This is a genomic window from Microbacterium sp. CH1, from assembly GCF_001595495.1.
In the GTDB taxonomy this organism is placed as follows: Bacteria; Actinomycetota; Actinomycetes; order Actinomycetales; family Microbacteriaceae; genus Microbacterium.
The window spans coordinates 305,138-328,215 of sequence record NZ_LOSO01000024.1; the positions used below are offsets into that span (position 1 = coordinate 305,138).

Sequence of the window (23,078 nt, forward strand, 5' to 3'; positions counted from 1 at the left end):
CGTTCCTGCACAGCGGGCACCGGATCGCGGGGCGGCTCGACCCTCCTGCACGGTCCTGGGGGAGAACCGGCTCTCCACTGGTCGTGGCCGTCCGACGGGGCCCTGGCCGCAACGGACGCGGTCCGGCGGAAGGCTGGGGGCATGTCGTCCTTCGCCCTCACCGCTCTCTCTCCCGGTGTCGATCCTGCGCTGCGGGTCCGAGTGCTGTCCGAGCTGGACGCCGCCATCGCGGGGCTCGACGATCTCGCTTCCACGCTGACGGCGCTGCGTGACGCGTGTGCCTGGGAGTCCGACGGCGTCGAGGCGCTGCGGTGGGCGCTCTGGCGGCTGTCGGACGACACGGCGACGGTGCGCCGGACGCTGCAGGCGTGCCGAGGGGAGGTCGAGGGTGCATGAGCGGGCTCGACATCGACCACGGCGGCGCGATCGCGGTGGACACGGCGCAGCTCCGCGAGGTCGCGGTGCGCGTGCGGGCCGCCGAGCCGGTGTGCGCGGAGGTGCAGGACGCGGTGGGGCGTGTCGAGGCGCTGCTCGGCTCCGCCGCGTGGACCCCGCTGGCCTCGGCGGCATGGTCCCTGCGGTCCGCAGTGACGGCGCTGGAGGCGCTCGCGGCGCGTGTCCAGGAGACGGCCGCCGATCTCGACCTCATGGCCGAGGTCTACGAGGTCGTCGAGCTGCGGGCGCAGGCGGAGGCGCTGGCACGGACGGATACGGCTGCGGCCGCTGCGGTGGAGGGGCGCCTGCGGCTGCTCCTCGCCGGTGACGAGCGTCTGGCCGCGCTGGCCGATGCGCGGGAGCGGATGGCGGACGACCGACGCTTCCGTGGCTTGGGCGACCAGTTCGACGCCAGGGGACTGCTTCCGCCGGTGTTCCTGGGCGGCGCTGTCGTCGGCATGACGTCGGGGCTGGGGCGGGTGCGACCGGGGATGGCACTCGGCGCGACGGCGGATCCGGTGCGGGTATCGGTCACCTCGCGTTCCCGCCCGGCCGGGGCTCCGAACGGACTGGCCAGCGCCTTCGGGCGCCTGCCCTCCGCTTCCGGGGCGCAGGTGGCGATCGAGAAGTACACGGTTCCGGGTGAGTCCCCGCGCTACGTCGCCTACGTCTCGGGCAGCCGCTCGATGTCCCTTCGGGAGGGCGGGGGTGTCGAGGCGTGGGACATGAAGTCGAACATCGAGCTCTACACCGGGGGCCGGTCCGCGTCGTATCAGGCGACCCTCGACGCGCTGGCCGCGGCGGGTGCGAGACCCGGGGATCGGGTGGACGTCGTCGCCCACTCGCAGGGTGGCATGATCGCGGCGCACCTGTCGATGGAGAGCGCGTTCAATGTGACCACCCAGATCACCGCCGGGAGCCCGGTCGAGCCGACACTGTCCGCCGACCAGACGCTCGTGCAGCTCCGGCACACCGACGACACGGTGTCCGCGCTCGCCGCAGGAGGGGCGAGGGAGGGCACGGGGTCCGCCGACAGCTTCACCGCGAGCCGGGTGGGCGATCCGGATGCCGGTCGCCAGGACCTCGCGCTCGAGACCCACTCCCTGGAGAACTACATCGAGACCGCGGCGATGGTGGACGCCTCCGCCGACCCGCGGGCGGTGGCTCTCGACGCCTACTGGGCCGACCTCGACCGCGCCGTCACCGTCGAACGCACCGAGTACCGCGCGGAGCGGGTGCTCCCCGATCCGTGAGCCGTACGCGCCCTCCGCAGACGGGGTCAGTCGCGGCGGGAGCGCTTGTTCTGCGGACGCAGGATGAAGCCGAAGATGCCGTTGATGATCGAGACGATCAGCGCGGCGAGCACGCCCCACCAGAACGACTCGACCGACAGGCCCCACCCGAAGCTGCTGGTGATCCACGCGGTCAGCCAGAGCAGGAAGCCGTTGATGAGGAAGCCGATGAGGCCGAACGTGAGGATGTACAGCGGGAAGGCGACGATCTTCACGATCGTGCCGATGATGGTGTTCACCAGCGCGAAGAGGGCGCCGACCGCGAGGAGCGTCAGGACGAGCTGCAGCGTCTCGCCCGGCGGGAAGGCGCGCACCGTGACCTGGAGCACGGGGATGAGCGTGACGACCCAGATGGCGAACGCGTTGACGACGACCCGGATGATGAAGCGCATGATGCGTTCAGTCTCCCACGCGGGGCCCGCGGTGTCAGCCGCGGTCGTCCACCGGACGGATGTGGGCGGCGAGAACTTGGGCGATCTCCCCGAGATCCATCCGGCTCTGCGCGACATCGATGACGAACTCGAAGGCTTCGTCGTTCGTGAAGGTGATGTCGTAGCCGTTCAGCCGGATGAAGATGAAGGTGAGATAGAGCGCTGTGCGCTTGTTCCCGTCGAACAGTGCGTGATTCTGGGCGACGGAGCTCATCAGGGCCGCCGCCTTCTCCGCGAACGTCGGATACGCATCGACGCCGAACATGCCGGCGGCGGGTCGCGCCAGAGCGGAGAAGAGCAGCCCCTCGTCGCGCACATGCAGGCCGAGCTTCGCGATCAGCGCGAGGGCCTGCTCGGGCTCGATGTACTCGGTGGCCATCGATCAGGCGTCTTCGAGGCGCGTGATGGCGTCGCCGTAGCGTTCGGTCACCTCGTCCGCGAGCGCCAGAACTCGATCGGTCTTGGACTCGCTGTTCGCGAACCGGGTGGCCGCCTCGATGATCACGGCGTGCTTGGAGACGTGCCGGGCTCGTGCGATGTCTTCGAGCCGCGCATCGAGTTCCTCAGGGAGTCGCACCGTCATAGCCATACCAGAATGGTATCACCGCGCCCTCCGCCTCGAAAGGGTGGCGGGCAGCACGTCCTAGACTCGACGCGTGACCGAGCCGACCCTGCCCCGCATCCGTCCCGCCATCGCCTCCCTCGCGCCGTATCGCCAGGGCAAGCAGGCCGGTCCCGAGGCCTTCAAGCTCTCCAGCAACGAGAACCCGTTCGACCCGCTGCCCTCGGTCCTCGACGCGCTGCAGCACACGACGCCGATGAACCGGTATCCCGATGCCACAGCCGGCCGCCTGCGTGCGCGGCTCGGGGCCCGCTACGGGGTCGAGCCCGAGCAGGTCCATGTCGCCTCCGGCAGTGTCGCGATCCTGCATCAGCTCGTCCTCGCCACCGCGTCGGTCGGCGACGAGGTCGTCTACGCCTGGCGGTCGTTCGAGGCGTACCCGAGCCTGCCGCTGGTCGCGGGCGCGACCGGGGTGCAGGTGCCGCTGACGGCCGACTCCCGCCACGACCTCGACGCGATGGCCGACGCCGTGACCGACCGCACACGCGCGATCATCGTCTGCACGCCGAACAACCCGACCGGACCCATCGTCACCTCTGCCGAGTTCGCGGCGTTCGTGGACCGCGTGCCGTCCGACGTGCTCATCATCCTCGACGAGGCCTACGCCGAGTTCGTCACCGCCCCCGATGCCGTCGACGGCCTGGCCGAGCGCGTCTTCGAGGCGCACCCGAACGTGGTCGTCCTCCGCACGTTCTCCAAGGCCTACGGTCTGGCCGGGCTCCGGGTCGGCTACGCGATCGGCCACGAGAAGGTGCTCGACGCGGCACGGACGACCGGCATCCCGCTCTCGGTCACGTCCGCGGCCGAGAACGCCGCCATCGCGAGCCTCGACGCCGAAGCCGAGCTCCTGGAGCGCGTCGCCGTGATCGTCGAACGCCGCACCCGTCTCGTCGAGGGGCTCCGCGCGCAGGGCTGGGAGGTGCCGGACGCCCAGGGCAACTTCGTCTGGCTGCCGACCGGCACGCGCACCGACGAGGTCGCGGCGGCGTTCGTCGACGCCGACCTGATCGTGCGTCCGTTCTCCGGTGACGGCATCCGGATCTCCGTCGGCGAGGAGGCGGCCGTCGCCCGCGTGCTCGAGGTCGCGGCGACCCTCCGCTGACCGCGGCACCGCCCTGCGAGCCGCGGAATCTCGGGGTTCCGGGGAGATACGAGGGCGTCCTAGGTATGCGTGGCCCGGCATGCCGACGCGGGTAGCGTGGGGGCCGTGAGCACCTCTGAGACCCCCCTCGTGCGCGTTCTGGACGAGACCGGAAAGGTCGCCCCGACGCCGGCCGCGGAGCAGTATCTGCCGCTCATCGAGGCCATCCCCGACGACGAGCTCGCGCAGTTCTACCGCGACATGGTGGGCATCCGCGCGATCGATACCCAGGCCACCAACCTTCAGCGCCAGGGCCAGCTCGCCCTGTGGCCGCCGAGCCGCGGACAGGAGGCGGCGCAGGTCGGCTCCGGTCGGGCCGCCCGCGCGCAGGACACGATCTTCCCCTCGTACCGCGAGCACGCGGTCACCCGGATCCGCGGCGTGGACCCGGTGGACATCATCAAGCTCATGCGCGGCGTCTCCCACGGCGGCTGGGACCCGACCGACCCGAAGAACGGCAACACCCGGCTCTACACGCTCGTCCTCGGCTCCCAGGTGCTGCACGCCGCCGGCTATGCGATGGGCCTCACGTTCGACGGCCGCACCGGCACCGGCGACCCCGAGCGCGACGAGGCGGTCGTCGTCTATTACGGCGACGGCGCCTCCAGCCAGGGCGACGTGCACGAGGCCATGGTGTTCGCGGCCAGCTACCACGCCCCGACGCTCTTCTTCCTGCAGAACAACCACTGGGCCATCTCGGTCCCCGTCACCACGCAGTCCCGGGTGCCGCTCGTGCAGCGCAGCGCCGGGTACGGCATCCCGAGCGTCCGCGTGGACGGCAACGACGTGCTCGCCAGCTACGCGGTGTCCCGCGTGGCCCTCGACGAGGCGCGCGCCGGCGGCGGACCCCGTGCCATCGAGGCCGTGACCTACCGGCTCGGCGCGCACACGACCAGCGACGATCCCACGAAGTACCGCGGCGACGACGAGGAGCTCGCGTGGGCCGGGCGTGACCCGATCGTCCGCATGCGCGCCTTCCTGGAGAACCGCGGCGCCGAGAAGGGCTTCTTCGCCGAGGTCGACGCCGAGGCCGCCGATGCCGCGGAAGACCTCCGCGCCCGCACCGTGCAGCTCGGCCCGCCCCGCGCCGACCTCATGTTCGACCACGTGTACAGCGAGCCGCATCCGCTGATCGAGGAGCAGAAAGCGTGGCGCGCCCGCTACGAGGCGTCGTTCGAAGGAGAGGGCCAGTGACCCGGGAGACCATGCCGCTGGGCAAGGCGCTGAACGCCGGAATGCGCAAGGCGATGGAGGACGACCCCAAGGTCATCCTCATGGGCGAGGACATCGGCAAGCTCGGCGGTGTGTTCCGCATCACCGAGCACCTGCAGCGCGACTTCGGGGAGCAGCGCGTGCTGGACACCCCGCTCGCGGAGTCGGCCCTGGTGGGAACCGCGATCGGCCTCGCGATGGCGGGGTTCCGTCCCGTCGTCGAAATCCAGTTCGACGGCTTCGTCTTCCCCGCGTTCGACCAGATCACCACCCAGCTCGCCAAGCTCACCAACCGGCACGAGGGGTCGCTGCGGCTGCCCGTCGTGATCCGCATCCCGTACGGCGGGCACATCGGCGCGGTCGAGCACCACCAGGAGAGCCCGGAGGCGTACTTCACGCACACCCCCGGTCTGCGCGTGGTGTCGCCGTCCACCGCGAACGATGCCTACTGGATGATCCAGGAGGCCATCGCGTCGGACGATCCGGTGATCTTCCTGGAGCCGAAGAGCCGGTACTGGCCGAAGGGCGAGGTCGAGCTCGACGCCCCCGCCGTCCCGCTGCACTCCTCGCGGGTGGTGCGGACCGGGACCGACGTGACGCTCGTCGGACACGGCGCCATGGTCACGACGCTGCTGCAGGCCGCCGCGCTCGCCGAGGCCGAGGGCACGAGCTGCGAGGTCGTCGACGTGCGCTCGCTGTCGCCGGTGGACTACGAGCCGATCCTCGGGTCGGTGCGCAAGACCGGACGCATGGTCTACGCGCAGGAGGCTCCGGGCTTCACGAGCCTCGGCAGCGAGATCGCCGCGACCGTGATGGAGCGCGCGTTCTACGCCCTCGAGGCGCCGGTGCTGCGCGTCTCCGGGTACGACACCCCGTTCCCGCCCGCGAAGCTCGAAGGCGCCTACCTGCCGGATGCCGACCGCATCCTCGAAGCCGTCGACCGCTCCCTGGCCTACTGACACCCGGCATCCGCCGAAAGGACCCGTCATGAGCACGCAGAACTTCCCCCTCCCGGACGTCGGCGAAGGGCTGACCGAGGCCGAGATCGTCGCGTGGAAGGTGGCCCCGGGCGACCGGGTGGCCATCAACGACGTCATCTGCGAGATCGAGACCGCCAAGTCCCTGGTCGAGCTGCCTTCCCCGCACGCGGGCGTGGTCGGCGAGCTGCTCGTCGACGAGGGGGCGACGGTCGAGGTCGGCACCCCGATCATCACCTTCCTGACCGACCCCGCGGCCGGCTCGGGGACCGGTTCGGTCGCACCCGGCACCGTCGCCACGGCGGAGGCGCCCGCACCTGAGGAGGGCGGCGGGTCGGTGCTCGTCGGCTACGGTTCCGGCAGCGGCGCGACCTCGCGGCGCAAGCGCCCGGCCGAGCGCCCCGTCCGGTCGTCCGTCGGCGTGATCGCGAAGCCGCCGATCCGCAAGCTCGCCCGCGACCTCGGCGTCGACCTCACGAGCGTGACGCCCACGGGTGCCGACGGCGAGGTCACCCGCGACGACGTGATGAAGCACGCCTCCCAGGCCAGCGTCTTCCGCAACATCGAGACCCCGGAGTGGGGGAGCGTGCGCGAGGAGACCGTCCCGGCACCGCAGGCCCCGTCCGGCCTGGCGCGCGGCCTCGCGCCGGTGCGCCCGTCGGCGGCCGGCGACGACCGCACCGAGTCCATCCCCGTCAAGGGCGTGCGCAAGGCGACGTCGTCGGCGATGGTGCAGAGCGCGTACTCCGCCCCGCACGTGACGGTGTGGAAGGAGATCGACGCCACCCGCACGATGGACCTCGTCAAGCGCCTCAAGGCCTCGCCCGACTACGCCGACATCAAGGTCTCGCCGCTGCTCATCATGGCCCGCGCGGTGATCTGGGCGGTGCGCCGGACGCCGATGGTCAACGCGGCCTGGATCGACACGGAGGCCGGGGCCGAGATCGCCGTGCGTCACTACGTGAACCTCGGCATCGCCGCCGCCACGCCCCGGGGTCTGCTCGTGCCGAACATCAAGGACGCGCAGGACCTCAGCATGAAGGACCTCGCCCGCGCCCTGAACCGGCTCACGCTCACGGCGCGCGAGGGGAAGACCCCGCCGGCCGACCAGCAGAACGGCACCATCACCATCACGAACATCGGCGTGTTCGGGATGGACGCGGGCACGCCGATCATCAACCCGGGCGAGGCCGGCATCGTCGCCATGGGCACGATCAGCCAGAAGCCCTGGGTCGTCGACGGCGAGGTGCGCCCGCGCTGGGTGACCACGGTCGCCGGCTCGTTCGACCACCGCGTGATCGATGGCGACGGCATGAGCCGCTTCATCGCCGACGTCGCCTCCATCCTCGAGGAGCCCGCGCTCCTGGTGGACTGAGGCCCCTGCGCCGCAACAGGCATCCGCGCGGGAACAGGCGCTCCTGAGGGAGAGTGCCTGCTCCCGCGCGACCGCCTGCGTCAGCGGGCGAGCGACACGAGGGTCGCTCCGGCGGGTGGCAGGTCTCGCCAGACGGCGCGGAACGCGCGGGTCAGCGGCGGGCCGGACACGGGGACACGGACGAGCGCCCCGCTCGCGACGTCCACCTGCACGGATCGGACGCTCATCACCGCGGGCGCGAGACCGGCCCGAGCGTTCGCGTGGATGATCCCCGTCGTCTCGAGGACGGCAGCGGGGGCCGCCAGCCCGAGCCCCCGATCGGAGAGCCACTGTTCGAGGGTGGCCCGCGTGCCCGACCCCGGCTCGCGGACCAGCAGCGCGGTCTCGGCCAGCTCCTGCGCCTCGATCGTGGTCCCGGCCCAGGGGTGATCGGGGGCGACCACCACGACCAGTTCGTCCTCCGCGACGACCACCGAGGACAGCCCGGGATCGACCGTCGGCCCTTCCACGAACCCGAGGTGCGCATCGCCGCCGCGGACGAGCTCCGACACGCGGGAGGAGCTCCCCGCGATGAGCCGGACGGCCGTCGGGGGCTCCACGGCCTGCAGGCGGAGCAGCCAGTCCGGCATGAGCAGCTCGGCGATGGTCTGCGACGCGGCCACCACCAGCGCGCTCGACTCCTGTCGCAGCGCCTGCACGCTGGCTTCCAGGCGCCGTGATGCCTCGAGGACCGCCCCGCCGAGCTCGACGATCATCCTGCCCGTGTCGGTCAGCGACGACCCGTGGACCGAGCGCCGCACGAGGGGATGCCCGACGGCTGCTTCCGCGCTGCGGACCCGGGCGGAGACGGCCTGCTGGGTGACGCCGATCATCGCCGCCGCCCGGGTGAGGGAGCCCGTCTCGGCGACATGGTGCAGGACCTCGAGGGTGTCGAGATCGAGGAGCCGGTCGGTCAGCCGTCGCTGCGTCACAAGCGCCGATTGTACCCCCGCCACATCGATCGCCGTAGCGGCTCGAGAACCGGGCGGCGGAGGATCGACGTCATGAGAGCGTCGACTTCTGCGCCCGCCGTCCTGCGTCCCCGCGGGCTCTTCCGCGACCTCGACCGGCCCCTCGCCCTCTTCTCGCATCTCACGCCGAACTGGTACGCCTCCGTCATGGGAACGGGGATCGTCGCCACGGCGGCCGCGTCGCTCCCCATACAGCCCCCGGGTCTTCGCGCCGCCGCGACGATCGTCTGGCTGGCGGCGACCGTCCTCCTCGTCGCCATCACGGCGGCGACGGGGTGGCACTGGCTGCGGTATCGAGCGGTGGCGCGCACGCATCACCGGCATCCGGTGATGGCGCACTTCTACGGGGCGCCCCCGATGGCGCTCCTGACCGTCGGAGCCGGCGCGGTCCTGCTGGGCAAGGATCTCATCGGCGTCACGGCTGCGGTCGCACTCGATGCCGTGCTCTGGGTGCTGGGCACCGTGCTGGGCGTCTGCACGGCCGTGCTCGTGCCCTTCCTCGCCTTCACCCGACACGTGAACGCCCCCGCCGCGGCCTTCGGCGGGTGGCTCATGCCGGTGGTGCCGCCGATGGTGTCGGCGTCGACGGGCGCCCTCCTCCTCCCGTACTGTCCGGCGGGACCGGTCCGAGAAGGGCTCCTCACGCTGTGCGGCGCCCTCTTCGGCGTGAGCCTGGTGGCGTCCATGATCATCATCACTCTGATCTGGAATCGCCTCATGCACCATGAGGTGGGGCCGGCGGCATTGGTGCCGACGCTGTGGATCGTGCTCGGCCCGCTCGGGCAGTCGGTGACCGCGGCGACCCTGCTGGCGACGAACGCCGACACCGTCGTCGATCCCTTCACCGCCCGGGTGCTGGTGGTGGGGGCGCAGGTGTACGGCTTCGCGATGATCGGGTTCGCCCTGCTCTGGGCGGGAATCGCGTCGGCCGTCACGCTGCGGACGGCTCGCCGCGGCCTGCCGTTCAGCCTCACCTGGTGGTCGTTCACATTCCCGATCGGGACGTGCGTCACGGGGCTCAGCGGGCTCGCCGTGCACAGCGGCCTCGTCCTGATCGACGTCCTCGCCGTCGCCGCGTACGGGGTGCTGGTCCTCGCCTGGGTGATCGTCGCCAGTCGCACATTCCACGGCTCTGTCCTCAGCGGGCGGCTGCTGGTGCCCGCGTCCGTCAAGCCGGACTGACCCCCCAGCGCGTGTCGCCGACACAGGCTCTCGCGCGACAACAGGCTCTGGAGTGGCGGAGAGCCTGAACTCCCGCGTTCGCCTGAGTTCGCGCGGGGGCCTGTCCCCGCGACAGGCTGCCGACACAGGCGTTCGCGCGAGAACAGGCTGTCAGGGGTGGGAGAGCCTGAACTCGCGCGGGCGCCTGTTTTCGCGAGGGAAGGAGGGAGAGGGAGAAGGGAGAGGGAGGTCAGGCGGTGAGACGCTGTTCCGCGAGGCGGGGGACGGCCCGTTCCCTGGCAGCCTTCCGGGCGGTCGCGATGGCCCCGGCCGACACGACCTCCGCGCCGAGCGTCGAAGCGAGGATCTCGGGTGCGGGCAGGTGCAGCTCGTCGGGGAGGATGCGGCGGGCGGCGGCCAGCACGGGTTCGATGCTCTCCGCCACGGCCCCGCAGACGATCACGCGCGCGGGGTCGTACATGCTGCCGAGCACGCCGACGACCCTGGCGAGGGTCGCGCCCACGCGCTCGGCGACGTGGAGGGCGTCGGGGTCTCCGGAGGCGGCGAGCGTCAGCACCAGTCGGGGGTCGACCGGCCCGTCCGCCACGAGCCGGCCGAGGGCTCCGTCGGCGGGGGCCTCGCCGTCCGCGACGGCATCCCGGGCCTGCTCTTCCAGCGCGTACCGCAGCCCGACCGCCGATCCGACGCCGACGATGTGGTCGAACACCACGCCCTCGCCGACGCCGCCGTGGGCACCGTGCAGCACGTGCCCGTCCACGACCACGCCGCCGCCGAAGCGCTCGCTGGCGAGCAGGGCCACGTAGTCGCGACAGTCGACGGCGACCCCGAGCGTCCCCTCGGCGATCGCGGCGAGCTGGGCGTCGTTCTTGACCTCGACCACCGGGGCCCAGTCGCGCAGAGCCTCCGCGAGGCCGGGGTTCGTGCGCTCCCAGAAGCCGTCGGGGTGCGGGGGTGAGATGCCGTCGCGGTTCACGGGCGCGGCGACACCCGCGCACACGGCGAGCACGCGCTCCGGGGGCACCCCGGCCTCGTCGCGCGCGGCGGCGAGGTGCCGCAGGATCGTCGCCCGGCGGTCGTCGACGCTCTGCGCGGGGTCGACCTCCACGCGATGATGCACGAGCGTGCGATCGAGCAGATCCGCGACGGTGACCGCGAGGTGGGTGTCCCCGGCGTCGATGCCCATCACCACACCGAGATCCGCCGCGAGGGCGAAGCGGCGCGCCGGGCGTCCGGAGCGGTAGTCGCCGATGGCGCGGGCGTTCGGCAGCTCGCGCAGCACCTCGGCGGTGACGAGCGTGTCGATGGCGTCGATGGCCGTGGAGCGGGTGAGCGAGGTGCCGGCCATCGCCTCGGTGGCGGTGAACTCGCCGGCCGTCCAGGCGAAGTCGAGCACCGCGCTCACACTCGCGCGGCCGGTGCCGAGTCCTGTCGAGACCTCTGCCACTCCCCTTGACCTTTCTGTCGTCCAGATGAGACAGTACCTCTAGACGGACTAAATTCGCTCACTAGATTTACTCCGCGGATCTACGAAAGGACGACGGTGTCTGCCACACGACCACGGGCGGTGCGCTGGACCGCCGGAGCGCTCGGCCTCGCTCTGACCGGTGCGGCGCTCACGAGCTGCGCCGCCGGCGGGGGAGCGGAGACCATCCGCTTCACGTTCAGCAAGCGCGAGGCCATCCCGTTCATGACGGAACTCGTCGCGGAGTACAACGCGTCGCAGGACGACGTGCGGGTGGAGATCGACACGTCCGGCGTCGATGTCGTCTCCGCGAGCTTCGTCCGGGGCAACCCGCCCGACATCATGCTCGCCAACTACAACTACGAGGTCGCCCGGTTCGTGCAGCGCTGCGCGCTCACCGACCTCTCCGACACCGAGGCGGCCGCCGGCATCCGCGAGGACCTGCAGCCGCTCATGGACCAGTACGGCTCCTGCGAGGGCCGCACCAGTGCCCTGCCGTACTCGGTCATGGCCGCCTCGGTCATCTACAACAAGCAGATCTTCGCGGAGCAGGGCCTGGAGGTACCGCAGACCTGGGACGAGCTCCTCGCCGTCAGCGACCGTCTCCGCGAGGCCGGGATCGATCCGTTCTACGCCACCTTCAAGGACGACTGGACGGTCGGACAGGGGTGGTACGACTACGCCGTCGGCGGCTCGCTCGACGTGCTGGCGTTCTTCGACGCGCTCGCCGCCGAGGGCACCGATGTCGGCCCGGACTCGGAGGTCTCCTTCGAGAAGGACTTCGCGGAGCCGATGGACAGGATGATGGTGCTCGCGAACGAGTACACGAACGAGGACGCCGCGAGCCGGGCGTACGGAGACGGGAACCTCGCCTTCGCGAAGGGCGAGGCCGCGATGTACCTGCAGGGGCCGTGGGCGTTCAGCGAGATCGCCAAGACCGACCCCGACCTCGATCTCGGCACCTTCCCGCTGCCCATGACCGACGACCCGGACGACCTCGCGGTCCGTGTGAACATGGACCTCGCAGTCATGATCCCTGAGGAGTCCCGGCACCAGGAGGCCGCGCGCGACTTCCTGGAGTACCTCTACCTCCCCGAGAACATCGAGGAGTACAACGCCTCGCAGCTCGGCTTCACCCCGACGACCGACGCGGCGCCGCCGGACGACCCGCGCATCGAGGGCATGATCGAGTACTACGACGAGGGGCGGATCTATCAGGGCCCCTCGGTGCTCGTCCCGAAGACCCTCCCGATCTTCAACTACGCGCAGGCCATGGTCCTCGGCGCCGCCCCGTCGTCCATCCTCCGGACCATGGACGCGGACTGGGCCCGCATCGCCTTCCGCGCCCCGATCCCGAGCTCCGAGGACTCCGCATCGGGCGAGACAGAGGAGTCCGCGCCATGAGCACGACCACGACCGCTATCGTCACCGGAAAGCAGCGAAAGATCCGCCGCCAGGCCCGCCGCGTCGAGCCGATCTACTACCTGTTCCTCCTGCCGACCCTCGTGATCTTCACGCTCGCGATCACCGTCCCCGGCGTCATCGGCATCTTCTTCAGCTTCACCGACTCCATCGGCATCGGCGAGTGGAGCTTCAACGGGCTGACGAACTACATCGCGCTGTTCAGCGACCCGGCGATCCTGCAGAGCTACCTCTTCACCTTCGGGTTCTCGATCGCGACCGTGATTGTCGTCAACGTCATCGCGTTCCTGCTGGCGGTCGGCCTCACCTCCCGCATCCGGTTCAAGACGGGGCTGCGGACGATCTTCGTGATCCCGATGGTGATCTCGGGCATCATCATCGCCTACGTCTTCAACTTCCTGTTCTCGAACTCGATCCCCGCGGCGGGCGCGGCCACCGGCATCCCGTGGCTGGAGACGAGCCTGCTCGCCAATCCCGATCTCGCCTGGGTCGCGATCGTCATCGTCACCGCCTGGCAGGCGGTCCCCGGTACCCTCCTCATCTACATCGCCGGACTCTTGTCGGTGCCGGGCGAGGTGTACGAGGCGGCGAGCATCGATGGCGCCAGCCGCACGCAGCAGCTGACCCGCATCACGATCCCCCTGGTCGCCGGATACGTCGTCATCAACGTGATCCTCGGCTTCAAGGGCTTCCTCAACGCCTACGACATCATCGTCGGCCTCACCAACGGCGGCCCGGGCACCGCCACCCGCAGCGTCGCGATGACGATCATCGCGGGGTTCAACGGCGGCGACTACGCCTACCAGATGGCCAACGCCACGATCTTCTTCATCGTGGCCGTGCTCATCTCCGTCCTCCAGCTCTCGCTGACCCGCGGAAGGAACACGTTCTGATGTCGACGGAGACCCTCACCACCATCCCCGCGGACGGACGCCGGAAGCGGCAGAAGATGGAGCGCGTCAACTGGTCGGGAACCATCATCCTGATCCTGTGCACGGCGACCATCCTCATCCCGTTGTACGTGACGATCTCGATGGCGTTCAAGACGACCGGGCAGGCGGTCGACGGCAACGCGTTCTCGCTGCCGGCGCCGTTCAGCCTCGACGGCTTCGTCCAGGCGTGGACGCTCACGAAGTTCCCCGTGGGCGCCGCGATCTCGCTGCTCGTCACGGCGGGGACGGTCATCGCGACGATCGTCCTCGCGGCCTTCGCGTCGTACGCGATCGTGCGCAACTGGGACCGCCGGCTGTTCCGGTACTCCTTCTTCTATCTGCTGGCGGCGATGTTCATCCCGTTCCCCGTCGTGGCGCTTCCGCAGATCCAGCTCACCGGACGCGTCGGCCTCGACAACCCGTTCGGCGTGATCATCCTCGCCACGATGTTCCAGCTCAGCTTCAGCGTGCTGCTGTTCACGGCGTTCCTGCGGTCGATCCCGATCGAGCTGGAGGAGAGCGCGCGGATCGACGGCGCCACGACCTGGCAGACGTTCTGGCGGCTCATCTTCCCGCTCCTCGCGCCGATGAGCGCCACGGTCGGCATCTTCGCCTTCCTCTACGCCTGGAACGACTTCATGATGCCGTCGCTGATCATCTCCGATCCGGCGCTGCAGACGCTCCCGGTGCGGCAGAACCTCTTCCAGAACCAGTTCAGCAACAACTACAACGTCGCCTTCGCCTCGTACCTGATGGCCATGGCTCCCGCGATCGTCGCCTACCTCTTCACTCAGCGCTGGGTGATGGAGGGCGTCACGCAGGGTGCCGTCAAGGGCTGACCCGACCCCCCGCAAGAAACAAGGAGAGCCTCTTCCTCATGACCGATTCGCTGCTCACCGCGACCCGCGAAGACGACAAGACCGCGACCTGGTGGCGTCAGGCCGCCGTGTACCAGATCTATCCGCGGAGCTTCGCGGACGCCGACGGCGATGGCCTGGGTGACATCCCCGGCATCGTGTCGCGCGCCGACTACCTCGCCGAGCTCGGCATCGACGCGGTGTGGCTGAGCCCGTTCTACCCGTCGGAACTCGCCGACGGTGGCTACGACGTGGCGGACTACCGGAACGTCGACCCGCGTCTCGGCACCCTCGACGACTTCGACGCCATGGTGGAGGCGCTGCACGCGCGGGGCATCCGCGTCGTCGTCGACATCGTCCCCAACCACACCTCCGACCAGCACGCCTGGTTCCAGGAGGCACTCGCCGCCGGCCGCGGCTCGGCCGCCCGCGAGCGCTACATCTTCCGTGAGGGCACCGGCCCCGACGGCGCGGAGCCGCCCACCGACTGGGTGTCGGTGTTCGGCGGCAGCGCCTGGGAGCGCGTCGCAGACGGCCAGTGGTACCTGCACAACTTCGCCGTCGAGCAGCCCGACCTGAACTGGGACCACCCGGAGGTGCGCGAGGACTTCCTCACGACGCTCCGCTTCTGGTCGGACCGCGGCGTGGACGGCTTCCGCATCGACGTGGCCCACATGCTGACGAAGGACCTCACCGAGCCGCTGCCGTCCCGCGCGGAGCTCGACGCGATGGACCGCACCTCCGGCACGCATCCGATGATCGACCGCGACGACGTGCACGAGATCTACGCCCAGTGGCGCGCGGTCTTCAACGAGTACGACCCGCCGCGCACCGCGGTCGCCGAGGCGTGGGTGGAGACCCCGGAGCGCCGCGCGAAGTACGCGTCCGCGGAGGGGCTCGGGCAGGCGTTCAACTTCGACCTGCTCGTCGCCGACTTCGACGCGGCCGACTTCCAGCGCATCATCGCCGACAACCTCGCCCAGGCGCAGGCTGCGGGCTCGTCGACCACCTGGGTGCTCTCGAACCACGACGTGACGCGGCACGCCACCCGCTACGGCCTGCCGCCGCTGCGCGGCCGCGCGGTCAAGCAGGGCACCGAGTGGGTGCGCGCCGGCGGCCCGGAGGAGGGCCTCGACCGCGAGGGCGGCCTGCGTCGGGCGCACGCCGCGACGCTGCTGCTGCTCGGCCTGCCCGGCAGCGCCTACCTCTATCAGGGCGAGGAGCTGGGCCTGCACGAGGTCGCGGAGATCGCGCCCGATCAGCGTCAGGACCCCGGGTTCTTCCGCGGCGCGGACTTCGACGGCCTGGGCCGCGACGGCTGCCGCGTGCCTCTGCCGTGGACGGCGTCCGGCAGCTCGTACGGCTTCGGCGCAGCCGGCGCGCACCTGCCGCAGCCCGCCTGGTTCGCGGAGCATGCGGTGGAGGTGGAGGACGCCGACCCCGGCTCGACCCTCAACCTGTACCGCGAGGCGCTGCGGCTGCGACGACTGCTGCAGACCGGGGAGACGCTCGAGTGGTTCGACACGGGTCGGGAGGACGTGCTGCGGTTCCGCCGCCCGAACGGGTGGGAGGTCGTGACGAACTTCGGCACCGTGCCGTTCGATCTGGGCGCTGCGGCCGACGACGCCGTGCTGTCGACTGTCGCGTTGGACGGGTCCGCACTGCCGGGCGAGGCCACGGTGTGGGTCGCCCCGGGGGCACTTACGAACTGAGGCGGCGCCGGCGGGCGAGGGACGGTTTGATAACGGTTCTCATTAGCGTTTAGAGTGGGACCCATGAAGAAGCCCGCCCTCGCCCTCACGCTCGCCTCCGTCGCCGCCCTCTCCCTGGCCGGATGCTCGTCGACGTCCGGCGCGGCGGAGGACGACGGCGCGGTGACGGTCGTCGCGAGCACCAACGTCTACGGCGACATCGCCGCGCAGGTCGGCGGAGACCGGGTCGACGTCACCTCGATCATCGACTCGGTCACCCAGGACCCGCACTCCTACGAGGCGAGCGCTCGCGACCGCCTCACGCTGCAGAAGGCCGACCTCGTGGTGGAGAACGGCGGCGGCTACGACGCGTTCATCGACAGCCTCCTGCAGGATGCGCAGGACCCGCACGTCGTCACCGCGGTGGAGTTCTCGCACGACTACCCGGGCAACGAGGGCCACGACGATCACGGCGACGACGAGGCCGCGACCGAGGAGCCGCACGATCACGAGCACGCCGAGGGCGAGGACGAGCACGCCGGCCACGATCACATCGAGGGCTTCAACGAGCACGTGTGGTTCGACCCGCACACGATGATCCACGTCGTCGAGGCGATCGCCGACGAGCTCACCGAGATCGACCCCGACGGTGCCGACACGTTCCGCACGAACGCGGACGAGCTCGTCGCGGAGCTGGAGGGCTTCGAGGGCGACCTCGAGGCGATCAAGGCGGACGCCGCCGGTGCGACGGTGTTCATGACCGAGCCGTTGCCCGGGTACCTGGCCACCGCCGCCGGGCTCACCGACGTCACCCCCGAGGGCTTCGCGGAGTCGGTGGAGGAGGGCAGCGATGTCGCGCCCGCCGTGCTGCTCGAGGCGCTGCAGGTCGTCGGGTCCGGCGATGTGACCGCCGTGCTCACCAACGCCCAGACCGGCGGCGCGGAGACGGAGCGCGTGGAGAAGGCCGCGGAGGACGCCGGGGTGCCCGTCGTCGCGTTCACGGAGCTGCTGGAGGACGGATCGTCGTACTCTGAGTGGATGAGTGACGCGATCCAGAGCCTCGCCGCCGCCGTGCAGTCGTGAGCGGAGCCCGTTCACAGGCTCAGCGACCCGCGAGGGAGACCGGTCCGGTCCTCGAGATCGCCGACGGCGCCCTGCAGCGGGGAGACCGCGAGCTCTGGTCGGGACTCGACCTCACGGTGCAGCCCGGGGAGTTCATCGCCGTGCTCGGCCCGTCGGGCTCCGGGAAGACGACGCTCCTGCGCAGCATCCTGGGACTCCAGCCGCTGTCCCGCGGCAGCATCCGCGTGGCCGGCGAGCCCGTGCACCGCGGCAACGCCCGCATCGGGTACATCCCGCAGCAGCGCGCGCTCGCGCCCGACACGAGCATGCGGGCCCGTGACCTCGTCGCCCTCGGCGTGCAGGGCAGCCGCTTCGGCTTCCCGGTCCCGCACCGCGGCGACCGGGCGAAGGTCGACGGGCTGCTGGCCGCGGTCGGGGCGACCTCCTACGCGGACCGCCGCGTGGGCCTGCTCTCCGGCGGAGAGCAGCAGCGCCTCCGGGTCGGACAGGCGCTGGCCGACGAGCCCGCGCTGCTGCTCTGCGACGAGCCGCTGTCGAACCTCGACCTCGCCAACCAGGTCGCCGTCACCGACATCATCGACCGGCAGCGTCGGGAGCGTGGGGCCGCCGTGCTCTTCGTCACACACGACGTCAACCCGATCCTGAACCGCGTCGACCGCATCCTCTACATCGCCGGGGGTCGGTTCCTCCTCGGGACTCCGGAGGAGGTCCTGCAGACCCGTGTGCTGACGGATCTCTACGGCACCCCGGTGTTCGTACTGCGCGCCGGCGACCGGCTCGTCGTGGTCGGCGTCCCCGACGCGGAGCCGCACCACGATCACGACCACGAGCACGGGGGCGCCGCATGACCGCCGCGTCCGCCCTCGTCCCGATGGTCGGCTGGGGCGACGTCTTCTCCTTCCAGGACTACGGCGAGCTCGTCGCCCTGCTCTCGAACTCGATCATCGCGGGTGCCGTGCTCGGCCTCGTCGGCGGCCTCATCGGGGTCTTCGTCATGCAGCGCGATCTCGCCTTCGCGGTGCACGGGGTGAGCGAGCTCTCCTTCGCGGGAGCGGCGGCGGCGCTGCTGTTCGGCGGCAGCGTGGTGCTCGGCTCCCTCGGCGGAGCCCTCGTGGCGGCGATCCTCATCGGGGTCCTCGGCGCCAAGGCCAGGGACCGCAACTCGATCGTGGGCGTGCTCATGCCGTTCGGGCTCGGTCTCGGCATCCTGTTCCTGTCGCTGTACGACGGCCGGAGCGCCAACCGGTTCAGCCTCCTGACGGGGCAGATCGTGTCGGTCTCGAGCCCGGATCTCGGCTGGCTCATCGGCATCAGCCTCGTGGTGCTGCTCGGCCTGCTCGTGATGTGGAATCCGTTGCGCTTCGACTCGCTCGACCCGGAGTCGGCGGCCGCCCGCGGGGTGCCCACCCGCACCGTGAGCCTGCTGTTCATGGTGCTGCTGGGGCTCATCGTCGCGGTGAGCGTGCACATCATCGGCGCGCTGCTGGTGATGGCGCTGCTGGTGACACCGGCGGCCGCCGCCATGCGAATCACGGCGGGCCCGGTCGCGGTGCCGGTGCTGGCGGCCGTGTTCGGGTTCGTGTCGGCCGTCGGCGGGATCCTCCTCGCGCTCGCCGGAACCCTCCCGGTGAGCCCCTACATCACGACCCTGTCCTTCACGATCTACGTCGTGTGCTGGATCGTGCAGCGCGTCCGGTCCCGGGTCACCCGCGTCTGACCCCGTTCAAATCGCGCACCTGGCTCCATTTCGGCCGGAGATGCCGCCAATCGGGCGATTCGAATCCGCGGTGGGGGCGCTCCCAGCCCTCGCCAACCGTCCCGGCCTAGAATCGATGGCATGGCTCAGCGGAACACCTGGCAGCGCGAACGTGTGCGCGAAGCGCTGGCCGACGCGCGCGGTTTCGTGAGCGCGCAGAGCCTGCACGCGACGCTCCGCGACGACAACACCGGGATCGGCCTGGCCACCGTCTACCGCGCCCTCGCCGGGCTCGCGGCCGCGGGCGACGCCGACTCGCTGCAGAGCCCCGAGGGAGAGGCGCTCTATCGGGCGTGCACCACCCAGGGCCACCACCACCACCTCATCTGCCGATCCTGCGGCCTCACGGTCGAGATCGAGGCGAAGGACGTGGAGCAGTGGGCGCACCGCACCGCCGCCCTGCACGGCTTCACCGAAGCCGCCCACGTGGTCGACATCTTCGGGCTCTGCACCCCCTGCGCCAACAAGCGCGACGCCGAGAGGGCTGCGACAGCGTGACCGCCCCGGCACGAACGGCCACCCGTCCGGGCCACACGCACCGTCGAGCGCCCTCGCCGCGCTCGACGTGGATCGCCGTCGGCATCGGCGTCGTGATCATCGGGGCCCTGTTCCTCATCGACGGCTTCCTCCCCACCCTCTTCCCCGCCTCGCTGCCCACCCGCGCGCAGGACGGCCTGACGCTCGCCCTCAGTGTGCTGATCGAGGCGCTGCCTTTCGTCGTGCTCGGCGTGCTCCTGTCGATCGTCGTGCAGGTCTGGCTCCCGGCGGACGTCATCCACCGCTGGCTCCCGCGCCGCGCCTGGGCCCGTCGCGCGGTGCTCTCCCTGCTCGGCATGCTCATCCCGGTCTGCGAGTGCGGAAACGTCCCGTTCGCCCGCGGGCTCATGATGCGCGGGCTCGCCCCCGCGGAGGCGCTGACCTTCCTCATCGCGGCGCCGATCGTCAACCCGATCGTGATCCTCACGACGCACGCCGCCTTCGGCTGGGACGGCGGCATCCTCGTCGCCCGCCTCGTCGGCGGCTACCTCATCGCGAACCTGATCGGATGGATCTACAGCCGCCACCCCTCGCCGGAGTCGCTGCTCACACAGCGCTTCGTCGACACGTGCGAGCGCGTCACGCACGAACCGGGGACTCCCGTGCGCCGCAGCCTCACGCAGTTCCTCGTGGAGCTGCGGGCCGTGATGCCGGCGCTCGTGATCGGCTCCGCGCTCGCCGGGGCCGTGCAGGTGCTCATCCCGCGCGACGTCCTGCTCACGATCGGCGCCAACCCTGTGCTGTCGATCGTCGCGATGATGCTGCTCGCGATCGTCGTGGCGATCTGCTCCAACGTCGACGCCTTCTTCGCGCTGTCGTTCGCGTCGACCTTCTCCTCGGGTGCGCTCGTGGCGTTCCTCCTGGTCGGCCCGCTCGTCGACATCAAGATGCTCGCGCTGATGCGCACGACCTTCACCACCCGCACGCTCGTGGGCATCACCGCTGTCGTGCTGGCATCGGCCTTCGCGATCGGGATCGGGGTGAACGTCCTTGCCTGAGTTCTCCGCCCGCTCCCGCGCCCTCGCCACCCGGTGGCTGGGAATCGGCCTGGCATCCGTCGTCGCGGTCGTCACCCTCGGCCTCGCGGTGACCGACCGTCTCAGCCTCTACATCAGCCCGGAGTCGGTGTGGTTCGCGTGCGCGGCCGCCGTCGTGACGCTCGCCGGGGCGATCTGGTCGTGCGCGCTGCCGCTGGGAGCCGAGGAGGACCACGGACACGACCACGGACACGACCACGGTCCCGCGGCCTCGCGCTCCGCCGAGCCGGCGGCGTCCGTGGACGACGAAGCCGACCGCCCGTCCGGGCTGTCGCGCCGGCGTCTCGCGGGCGTCGGTGCGCTGGCCGGCGGCGTGGTCGCGACCGGGGTCGTCGTCTCCGCGCTCGTCCTGCCTCCCGCCTCGCTCTCGGTGGAGCTCGCGATGTCTCGCGCCGGAGAGGAGACCGCGCTGTTCGCCGGTGCCGACACCGTCGCCCTCGGGGTCGCGGACACCTCGACCTTCGGTGTGGGCGACTGGGCGAGCGTCTTCGCCGCCGCGACGAACACCGCGGCCTACGACGGGGCCGACGTCACGCTGCAGGGCTTCGTCACGCCCGGTGAGGGAGACGGCGTCAACCTCACCCGTCTCGTCATCACGCACTGCGTCATCGACGCCCAGACCGCCGCCTTGCCGGTGAGCGTCGACGCCGACGCCTACAAGACCGGACAATGGGTCGAGATCACGGGGAAGGTCCGCGCCGACGACGACGGTTCCCTGCACATCGAGCCGACCGATGTGGTGGCGATCGACGAGCCGAAGGACCCGTATGAGTACTGACGACGAGCGGCCGGAGCCGCCCGCCGTCCCGCGGACCCGCGCCGAGCTGCGCGCCGCCCGGGAAGCGGAGGAGCGCGCCGCGGAGGAGCAGACCGCGGCCGAGCGCGCCGCTGTCGAGCAGGCCGAAGCGGAGCAGGTCGCCGAGGAGCGTGCGGCCGTGGAGCGCATGGCGGCGGAGGTCGCGGCCGAGCAGGCGGCCGTCGACCGTGAAGCAGCGGAGCGTGAAGCCGCGGAGCGTGCGGCGGCCGAGCGTGCTGCGGCGGAGCGTGCCGCGGAGCGCGAAGCCGCGGAGCGTGCGGCAGAGGAGTCGGCCGCAGGCATCCCCGCGATCCCGCAGGCGCCCGAACCGGTGTTCACCCCCGCGGGCCCGACGTCCGCCTCCCGAGCAGACGGTGCCCGGGACGACGCGGCGGAGCCGGGCTGGACGCCCACGACCGACCTCCCCGCCGACGACGAGGCGCCGCGGAGCGCCCCGTGGTCCCGCCGACGGTTCCTCGTCACGATCGGCGCCGTCGTCGGAGTGCTCGTCCTCGTCGGCACGGGACTCGGAATCGTGAGCCTCCTCCAGGGCCCGCGGGTCACCGACGTGCAGGTCGACGCCGCTCAGGCCATCGAATCGTCCGGAAGCCGCGTCATCCTCACCGCGAACCAGCCCCTCTCCGCCATCGACCCCGAGCAGGTCACCGTCGAGCCCTCCGTGCCGTTCACGGTCGATGCCGCCGGCCGCGGGGTGGGCGTGCGTTTCACCGTGCCCCTCGACGACGACACGACTTACACGGTCACCGTGGCCGGAGTGACCGGCGCCGGGGGCGGCCCCGCCGCGGACCTCACGACGTCCTTCGAGACGCCGTCGTCGTCGATCTTCCTCCTGCGCCGCGACCCCGACGGCGACGACATCATCTTCCGCACCGACTTGACCGGAGAGAACGCGCAGCCCGTGTTCTCCCACCCGCGCATCGACGACTTCCGGGCCACGTCCACGCAGCTCGTGGCCGCTGTCGAGGACGACGACCAGTCGCGGATGCTCGTGATGGACAGGGACGGCTCCGATCAGCGCGAACTCCCGCTGCCCGGCGAGGGCTACGTGGGCGCGATCCAGGTGTCCGAGCGCGGCAACCTCGTCGGCTACAGCTACTCCGATCGCGAACTCAGCGACACCGAGGGGCGGGCGAGCGTGCTCGTCACCCAATCGCTGAGCGGCGACGACGAGCCCCGCATCATCGAGGTCGGCGACGAGGAGGTGAGCGTCTTCGTGTGGCAGTTCGTGCCCGACAGCGCCGCTGTGCTGTTCATCGACTTCGACGGGGCGCTCTCGCTCGTCGATCAGTCCGCCGACACGGGCGTGCAGTCCCTCGGCCTCGCGACGACCATCCAGGGCATCTCCCGCGGCACGTACACCGCCATCGTCGAGCGGCTGGACGGGTCGGTCGTCGAGCTCGACCTCGCAGACGGATCCGAGGAGCCGCTCGCCCCCTCCGAGCCGGACTACGGCAGCGCCACCTCCATCACCCCGTTCCCCGGGGGGACCCTGCGACACGTCGTCGCCCGGGACGAGGGCGGTCTCCCGGTGGGCCAGGCCGTGATCCGCGTCGACGACTCCGGTGCGGCGACCCCGCTCGTGGAGGTGAGTGCCGCCGACTCGATCCTCCAGGCCTGCGCGTCGCCGAGCGGCCAGTACGCCGCCGTCGTGATCGCCCCGGACATGGCCGACAACGCCTATGACGGGATGCTGCTGCCCCTCCCGGAGGAGCTCGAGACGCACCTGATCGACATGAAGACCGGGGACGAGATCGTCGCGCTGACCGGCTTCGACGCGTCCTGGTGCCAGACGGCGCCGCGGTTCTGA

The 23,078-nt window shown here is 71.0% G+C and carries 23 protein-coding genes; 18 read left to right on the forward strand and 5 right to left on the reverse strand.

The window, feature by feature from the left end; translation table 11 throughout:
- Nucleotides 1-141 precede the first annotated feature (141 nt).
- Together AUV07_RS16820 and AUV07_RS16825 are read left to right on the forward strand one after the other, a co-directional pair.
- Nucleotides 142-396: a hypothetical protein gene (locus AUV07_RS16820; RefSeq protein WP_062637890.1), complete on the forward strand. Its 255-nt coding sequence runs from the start codon at nt 142-144 to the stop codon at nt 394-396.
- Nucleotides 393-1,688, forward strand: coding sequence for a hypothetical protein (locus tag AUV07_RS16825; RefSeq protein WP_062637892.1), 1,296 nt, complete (start codon nt 393-395; stop codon nt 1,686-1,688). The genes AUV07_RS16820 and AUV07_RS16825 overlap by 4 nt, the downstream gene beginning before the upstream one ends.
- Nucleotides 1,689-1,714: 26 nt before the next feature.
- On the opposite strand, the gene AUV07_RS16830 is transcribed toward AUV07_RS16825, so the two are convergent.
- Genes AUV07_RS16830 through AUV07_RS16840 form a run of 3 tightly spaced genes read right to left on the reverse strand, consistent with a single transcriptional unit; the run spans nt 1,715 to nt 2,747 of the window.
- Complete coding sequence (locus AUV07_RS16830; RefSeq protein WP_062637894.1) at nt 1,715-2,119, reverse strand: phage holin family protein; 405 nt, start codon at nt 2,117-2,119, stop codon at nt 1,715-1,717.
- A gap of 34 nt (nt 2,120-2,153) precedes the next feature.
- Entirely contained in the window at nt 2,154-2,537 is a 384-nt protein-coding gene (locus AUV07_RS16835) for a type II toxin-antitoxin system death-on-curing family toxin (protein ID WP_082750084.1), read from the reverse strand.
- A 3-nt stretch (nt 2,538-2,540) separates the two neighbouring features.
- A complete protein-coding gene (locus AUV07_RS16840) occupies nt 2,541-2,747 on the reverse strand; it encodes a ribbon-helix-helix protein, CopG family (RefSeq protein ID WP_029989149.1) in 207 nt (68 codons plus the stop codon).
- A 67-nt stretch (nt 2,748-2,814) separates the two neighbouring features.
- Between AUV07_RS16840 and AUV07_RS16845 the strand changes: the two genes are divergently transcribed.
- The 4 genes from AUV07_RS16845 (at nt 2,815) to AUV07_RS16860 (ending at nt 7,485) form a co-directional block, all read left to right on the forward strand.
- Nucleotides 2,815-3,882 carry a histidinol-phosphate transaminase gene (locus AUV07_RS16845; protein ID WP_062637896.1) on the forward strand — a complete coding sequence of 356 codons (1,068 nt, stop codon included), beginning with the start codon at nt 2,815-2,817 and terminating at the stop codon, nt 3,880-3,882.
- 105 nt (nt 3,883-3,987) lie between these two features.
- Nucleotides 3,988-5,115 carry a thiamine pyrophosphate-dependent dehydrogenase E1 component subunit alpha gene (locus AUV07_RS16850; RefSeq protein WP_062638042.1) on the forward strand — a complete coding sequence of 376 codons (1,128 nt, stop codon included), beginning with the start codon at nt 3,988-3,990 and terminating at the stop codon, nt 5,113-5,115.
- An 11-nt stretch (nt 5,116-5,126) separates the two neighbouring features.
- On the forward strand, nt 5,127-6,092 hold the full coding sequence (locus AUV07_RS16855; protein ID WP_062638040.1) for an alpha-ketoacid dehydrogenase subunit beta: 966 nt from the start codon (nt 5,127-5,129) through the stop codon (nt 6,090-6,092).
- Between the two features lie 28 nt (nt 6,093-6,120).
- On the forward strand, nt 6,121-7,485 hold the full coding sequence (locus tag AUV07_RS16860; protein WP_062637898.1) for a dihydrolipoamide acetyltransferase family protein: 1,365 nt from the start codon (nt 6,121-6,123) through the stop codon (nt 7,483-7,485).
- Nucleotides 7,486-7,565: 80 nt separating this feature from the next.
- On the opposite strand, the gene AUV07_RS16865 is transcribed toward AUV07_RS16860, so the two are convergent.
- Nucleotides 7,566-8,456 (reverse strand): LysR family transcriptional regulator, encoded by an 891-nt coding sequence (locus AUV07_RS16865; protein ID WP_062637900.1) that lies wholly within the window; start codon nt 8,454-8,456, stop codon nt 7,566-7,568.
- 72 nt (nt 8,457-8,528) lie between these two features.
- On the opposite strand from AUV07_RS16865, the gene AUV07_RS16870 reads away from it, so the two are divergent.
- Nucleotides 8,529-9,677 (forward strand): TDT family transporter, encoded by a 1,149-nt coding sequence (locus AUV07_RS16870; RefSeq protein WP_062638044.1) that lies wholly within the window; start codon nt 8,529-8,531, stop codon nt 9,675-9,677.
- A 229-nt stretch (nt 9,678-9,906) separates the two neighbouring features.
- Here the strand turns inward: AUV07_RS16870 and AUV07_RS16875 are convergent, their stop codons facing one another.
- Complete coding sequence (locus AUV07_RS16875) at nt 9,907-11,121, reverse strand: ROK family protein (protein WP_062637902.1); 1,215 nt, start codon at nt 11,119-11,121, stop codon at nt 9,907-9,909.
- A 96-nt stretch (nt 11,122-11,217) separates the two neighbouring features.
- Here AUV07_RS16875 and AUV07_RS16880 point away from each other — a divergent pair, with 96 nt between their 5' ends.
- From AUV07_RS16880 to AUV07_RS16930, 11 genes are all read left to right on the forward strand, one after another.
- Nucleotides 11,218-12,543, forward strand: coding sequence for an ABC transporter substrate-binding protein (locus AUV07_RS16880; protein WP_062637904.1), 1,326 nt, complete (start codon nt 11,218-11,220; stop codon nt 12,541-12,543).
- Complete coding sequence (locus tag AUV07_RS16885; RefSeq protein WP_062637906.1) at nt 12,540-13,454, forward strand: carbohydrate ABC transporter permease; 915 nt, start codon at nt 12,540-12,542, stop codon at nt 13,452-13,454. The genes AUV07_RS16880 and AUV07_RS16885 overlap by 4 nt, the downstream gene beginning before the upstream one ends.
- Nucleotides 13,454-14,332: a carbohydrate ABC transporter permease gene (locus tag AUV07_RS16890; protein ID WP_025102739.1), complete on the forward strand. Its 879-nt coding sequence runs from the start codon at nt 13,454-13,456 to the stop codon at nt 14,330-14,332. Before AUV07_RS16885 ends, AUV07_RS16890 begins: the two co-directional genes overlap by 1 nt.
- Nucleotides 14,333-14,370: 38 nt before the next feature.
- Nucleotides 14,371-16,062: a glycoside hydrolase family 13 protein gene (locus AUV07_RS16895; RefSeq protein WP_062637908.1), complete on the forward strand. Its 1,692-nt coding sequence runs from the start codon at nt 14,371-14,373 to the stop codon at nt 16,060-16,062.
- 63 nt (nt 16,063-16,125) lie between these two features.
- Complete coding sequence (locus AUV07_RS16900; protein WP_062637910.1) at nt 16,126-17,124, forward strand: metal ABC transporter substrate-binding protein; 999 nt, start codon at nt 16,126-16,128, stop codon at nt 17,122-17,124.
- Nucleotides 17,121-17,972: a metal ABC transporter ATP-binding protein gene (locus AUV07_RS16905; protein ID WP_062637912.1), complete on the forward strand. Its 852-nt coding sequence runs from the start codon at nt 17,121-17,123 to the stop codon at nt 17,970-17,972. Before AUV07_RS16900 ends, AUV07_RS16905 begins: the two co-directional genes overlap by 4 nt.
- Nucleotides 17,973-17,995: 23 nt before the next feature.
- Nucleotides 17,996-18,841: a metal ABC transporter permease gene (locus AUV07_RS16910; RefSeq protein ID WP_062638045.1), complete on the forward strand. Its 846-nt coding sequence runs from the start codon at nt 17,996-17,998 to the stop codon at nt 18,839-18,841.
- A gap of 120 nt (nt 18,842-18,961) precedes the next feature.
- Entirely contained in the window at nt 18,962-19,378 is a 417-nt protein-coding gene (locus AUV07_RS16915; protein WP_025102734.1) for a Fur family transcriptional regulator, read from the forward strand.
- Nucleotides 19,375-20,415, forward strand: a complete 1,041-nt coding sequence (locus AUV07_RS16920) for a permease (protein ID WP_062637914.1) — start codon at nt 19,375-19,377, stop codon at nt 20,413-20,415. The genes AUV07_RS16915 and AUV07_RS16920 overlap by 4 nt, the downstream gene beginning before the upstream one ends.
- Nucleotides 20,408-21,232 (forward strand): TIGR03943 family putative permease subunit, encoded by an 825-nt coding sequence (locus AUV07_RS16925; protein ID WP_062637916.1) that lies wholly within the window; start codon nt 20,408-20,410, stop codon nt 21,230-21,232. The genes AUV07_RS16920 and AUV07_RS16925 overlap by 8 nt, the downstream gene beginning before the upstream one ends.
- Entirely contained in the window at nt 21,222-23,078 is a 1,857-nt protein-coding gene (locus tag AUV07_RS16930) for a hypothetical protein (RefSeq protein ID WP_102209777.1), read from the forward strand. Before AUV07_RS16925 ends, AUV07_RS16930 begins: the two co-directional genes overlap by 11 nt.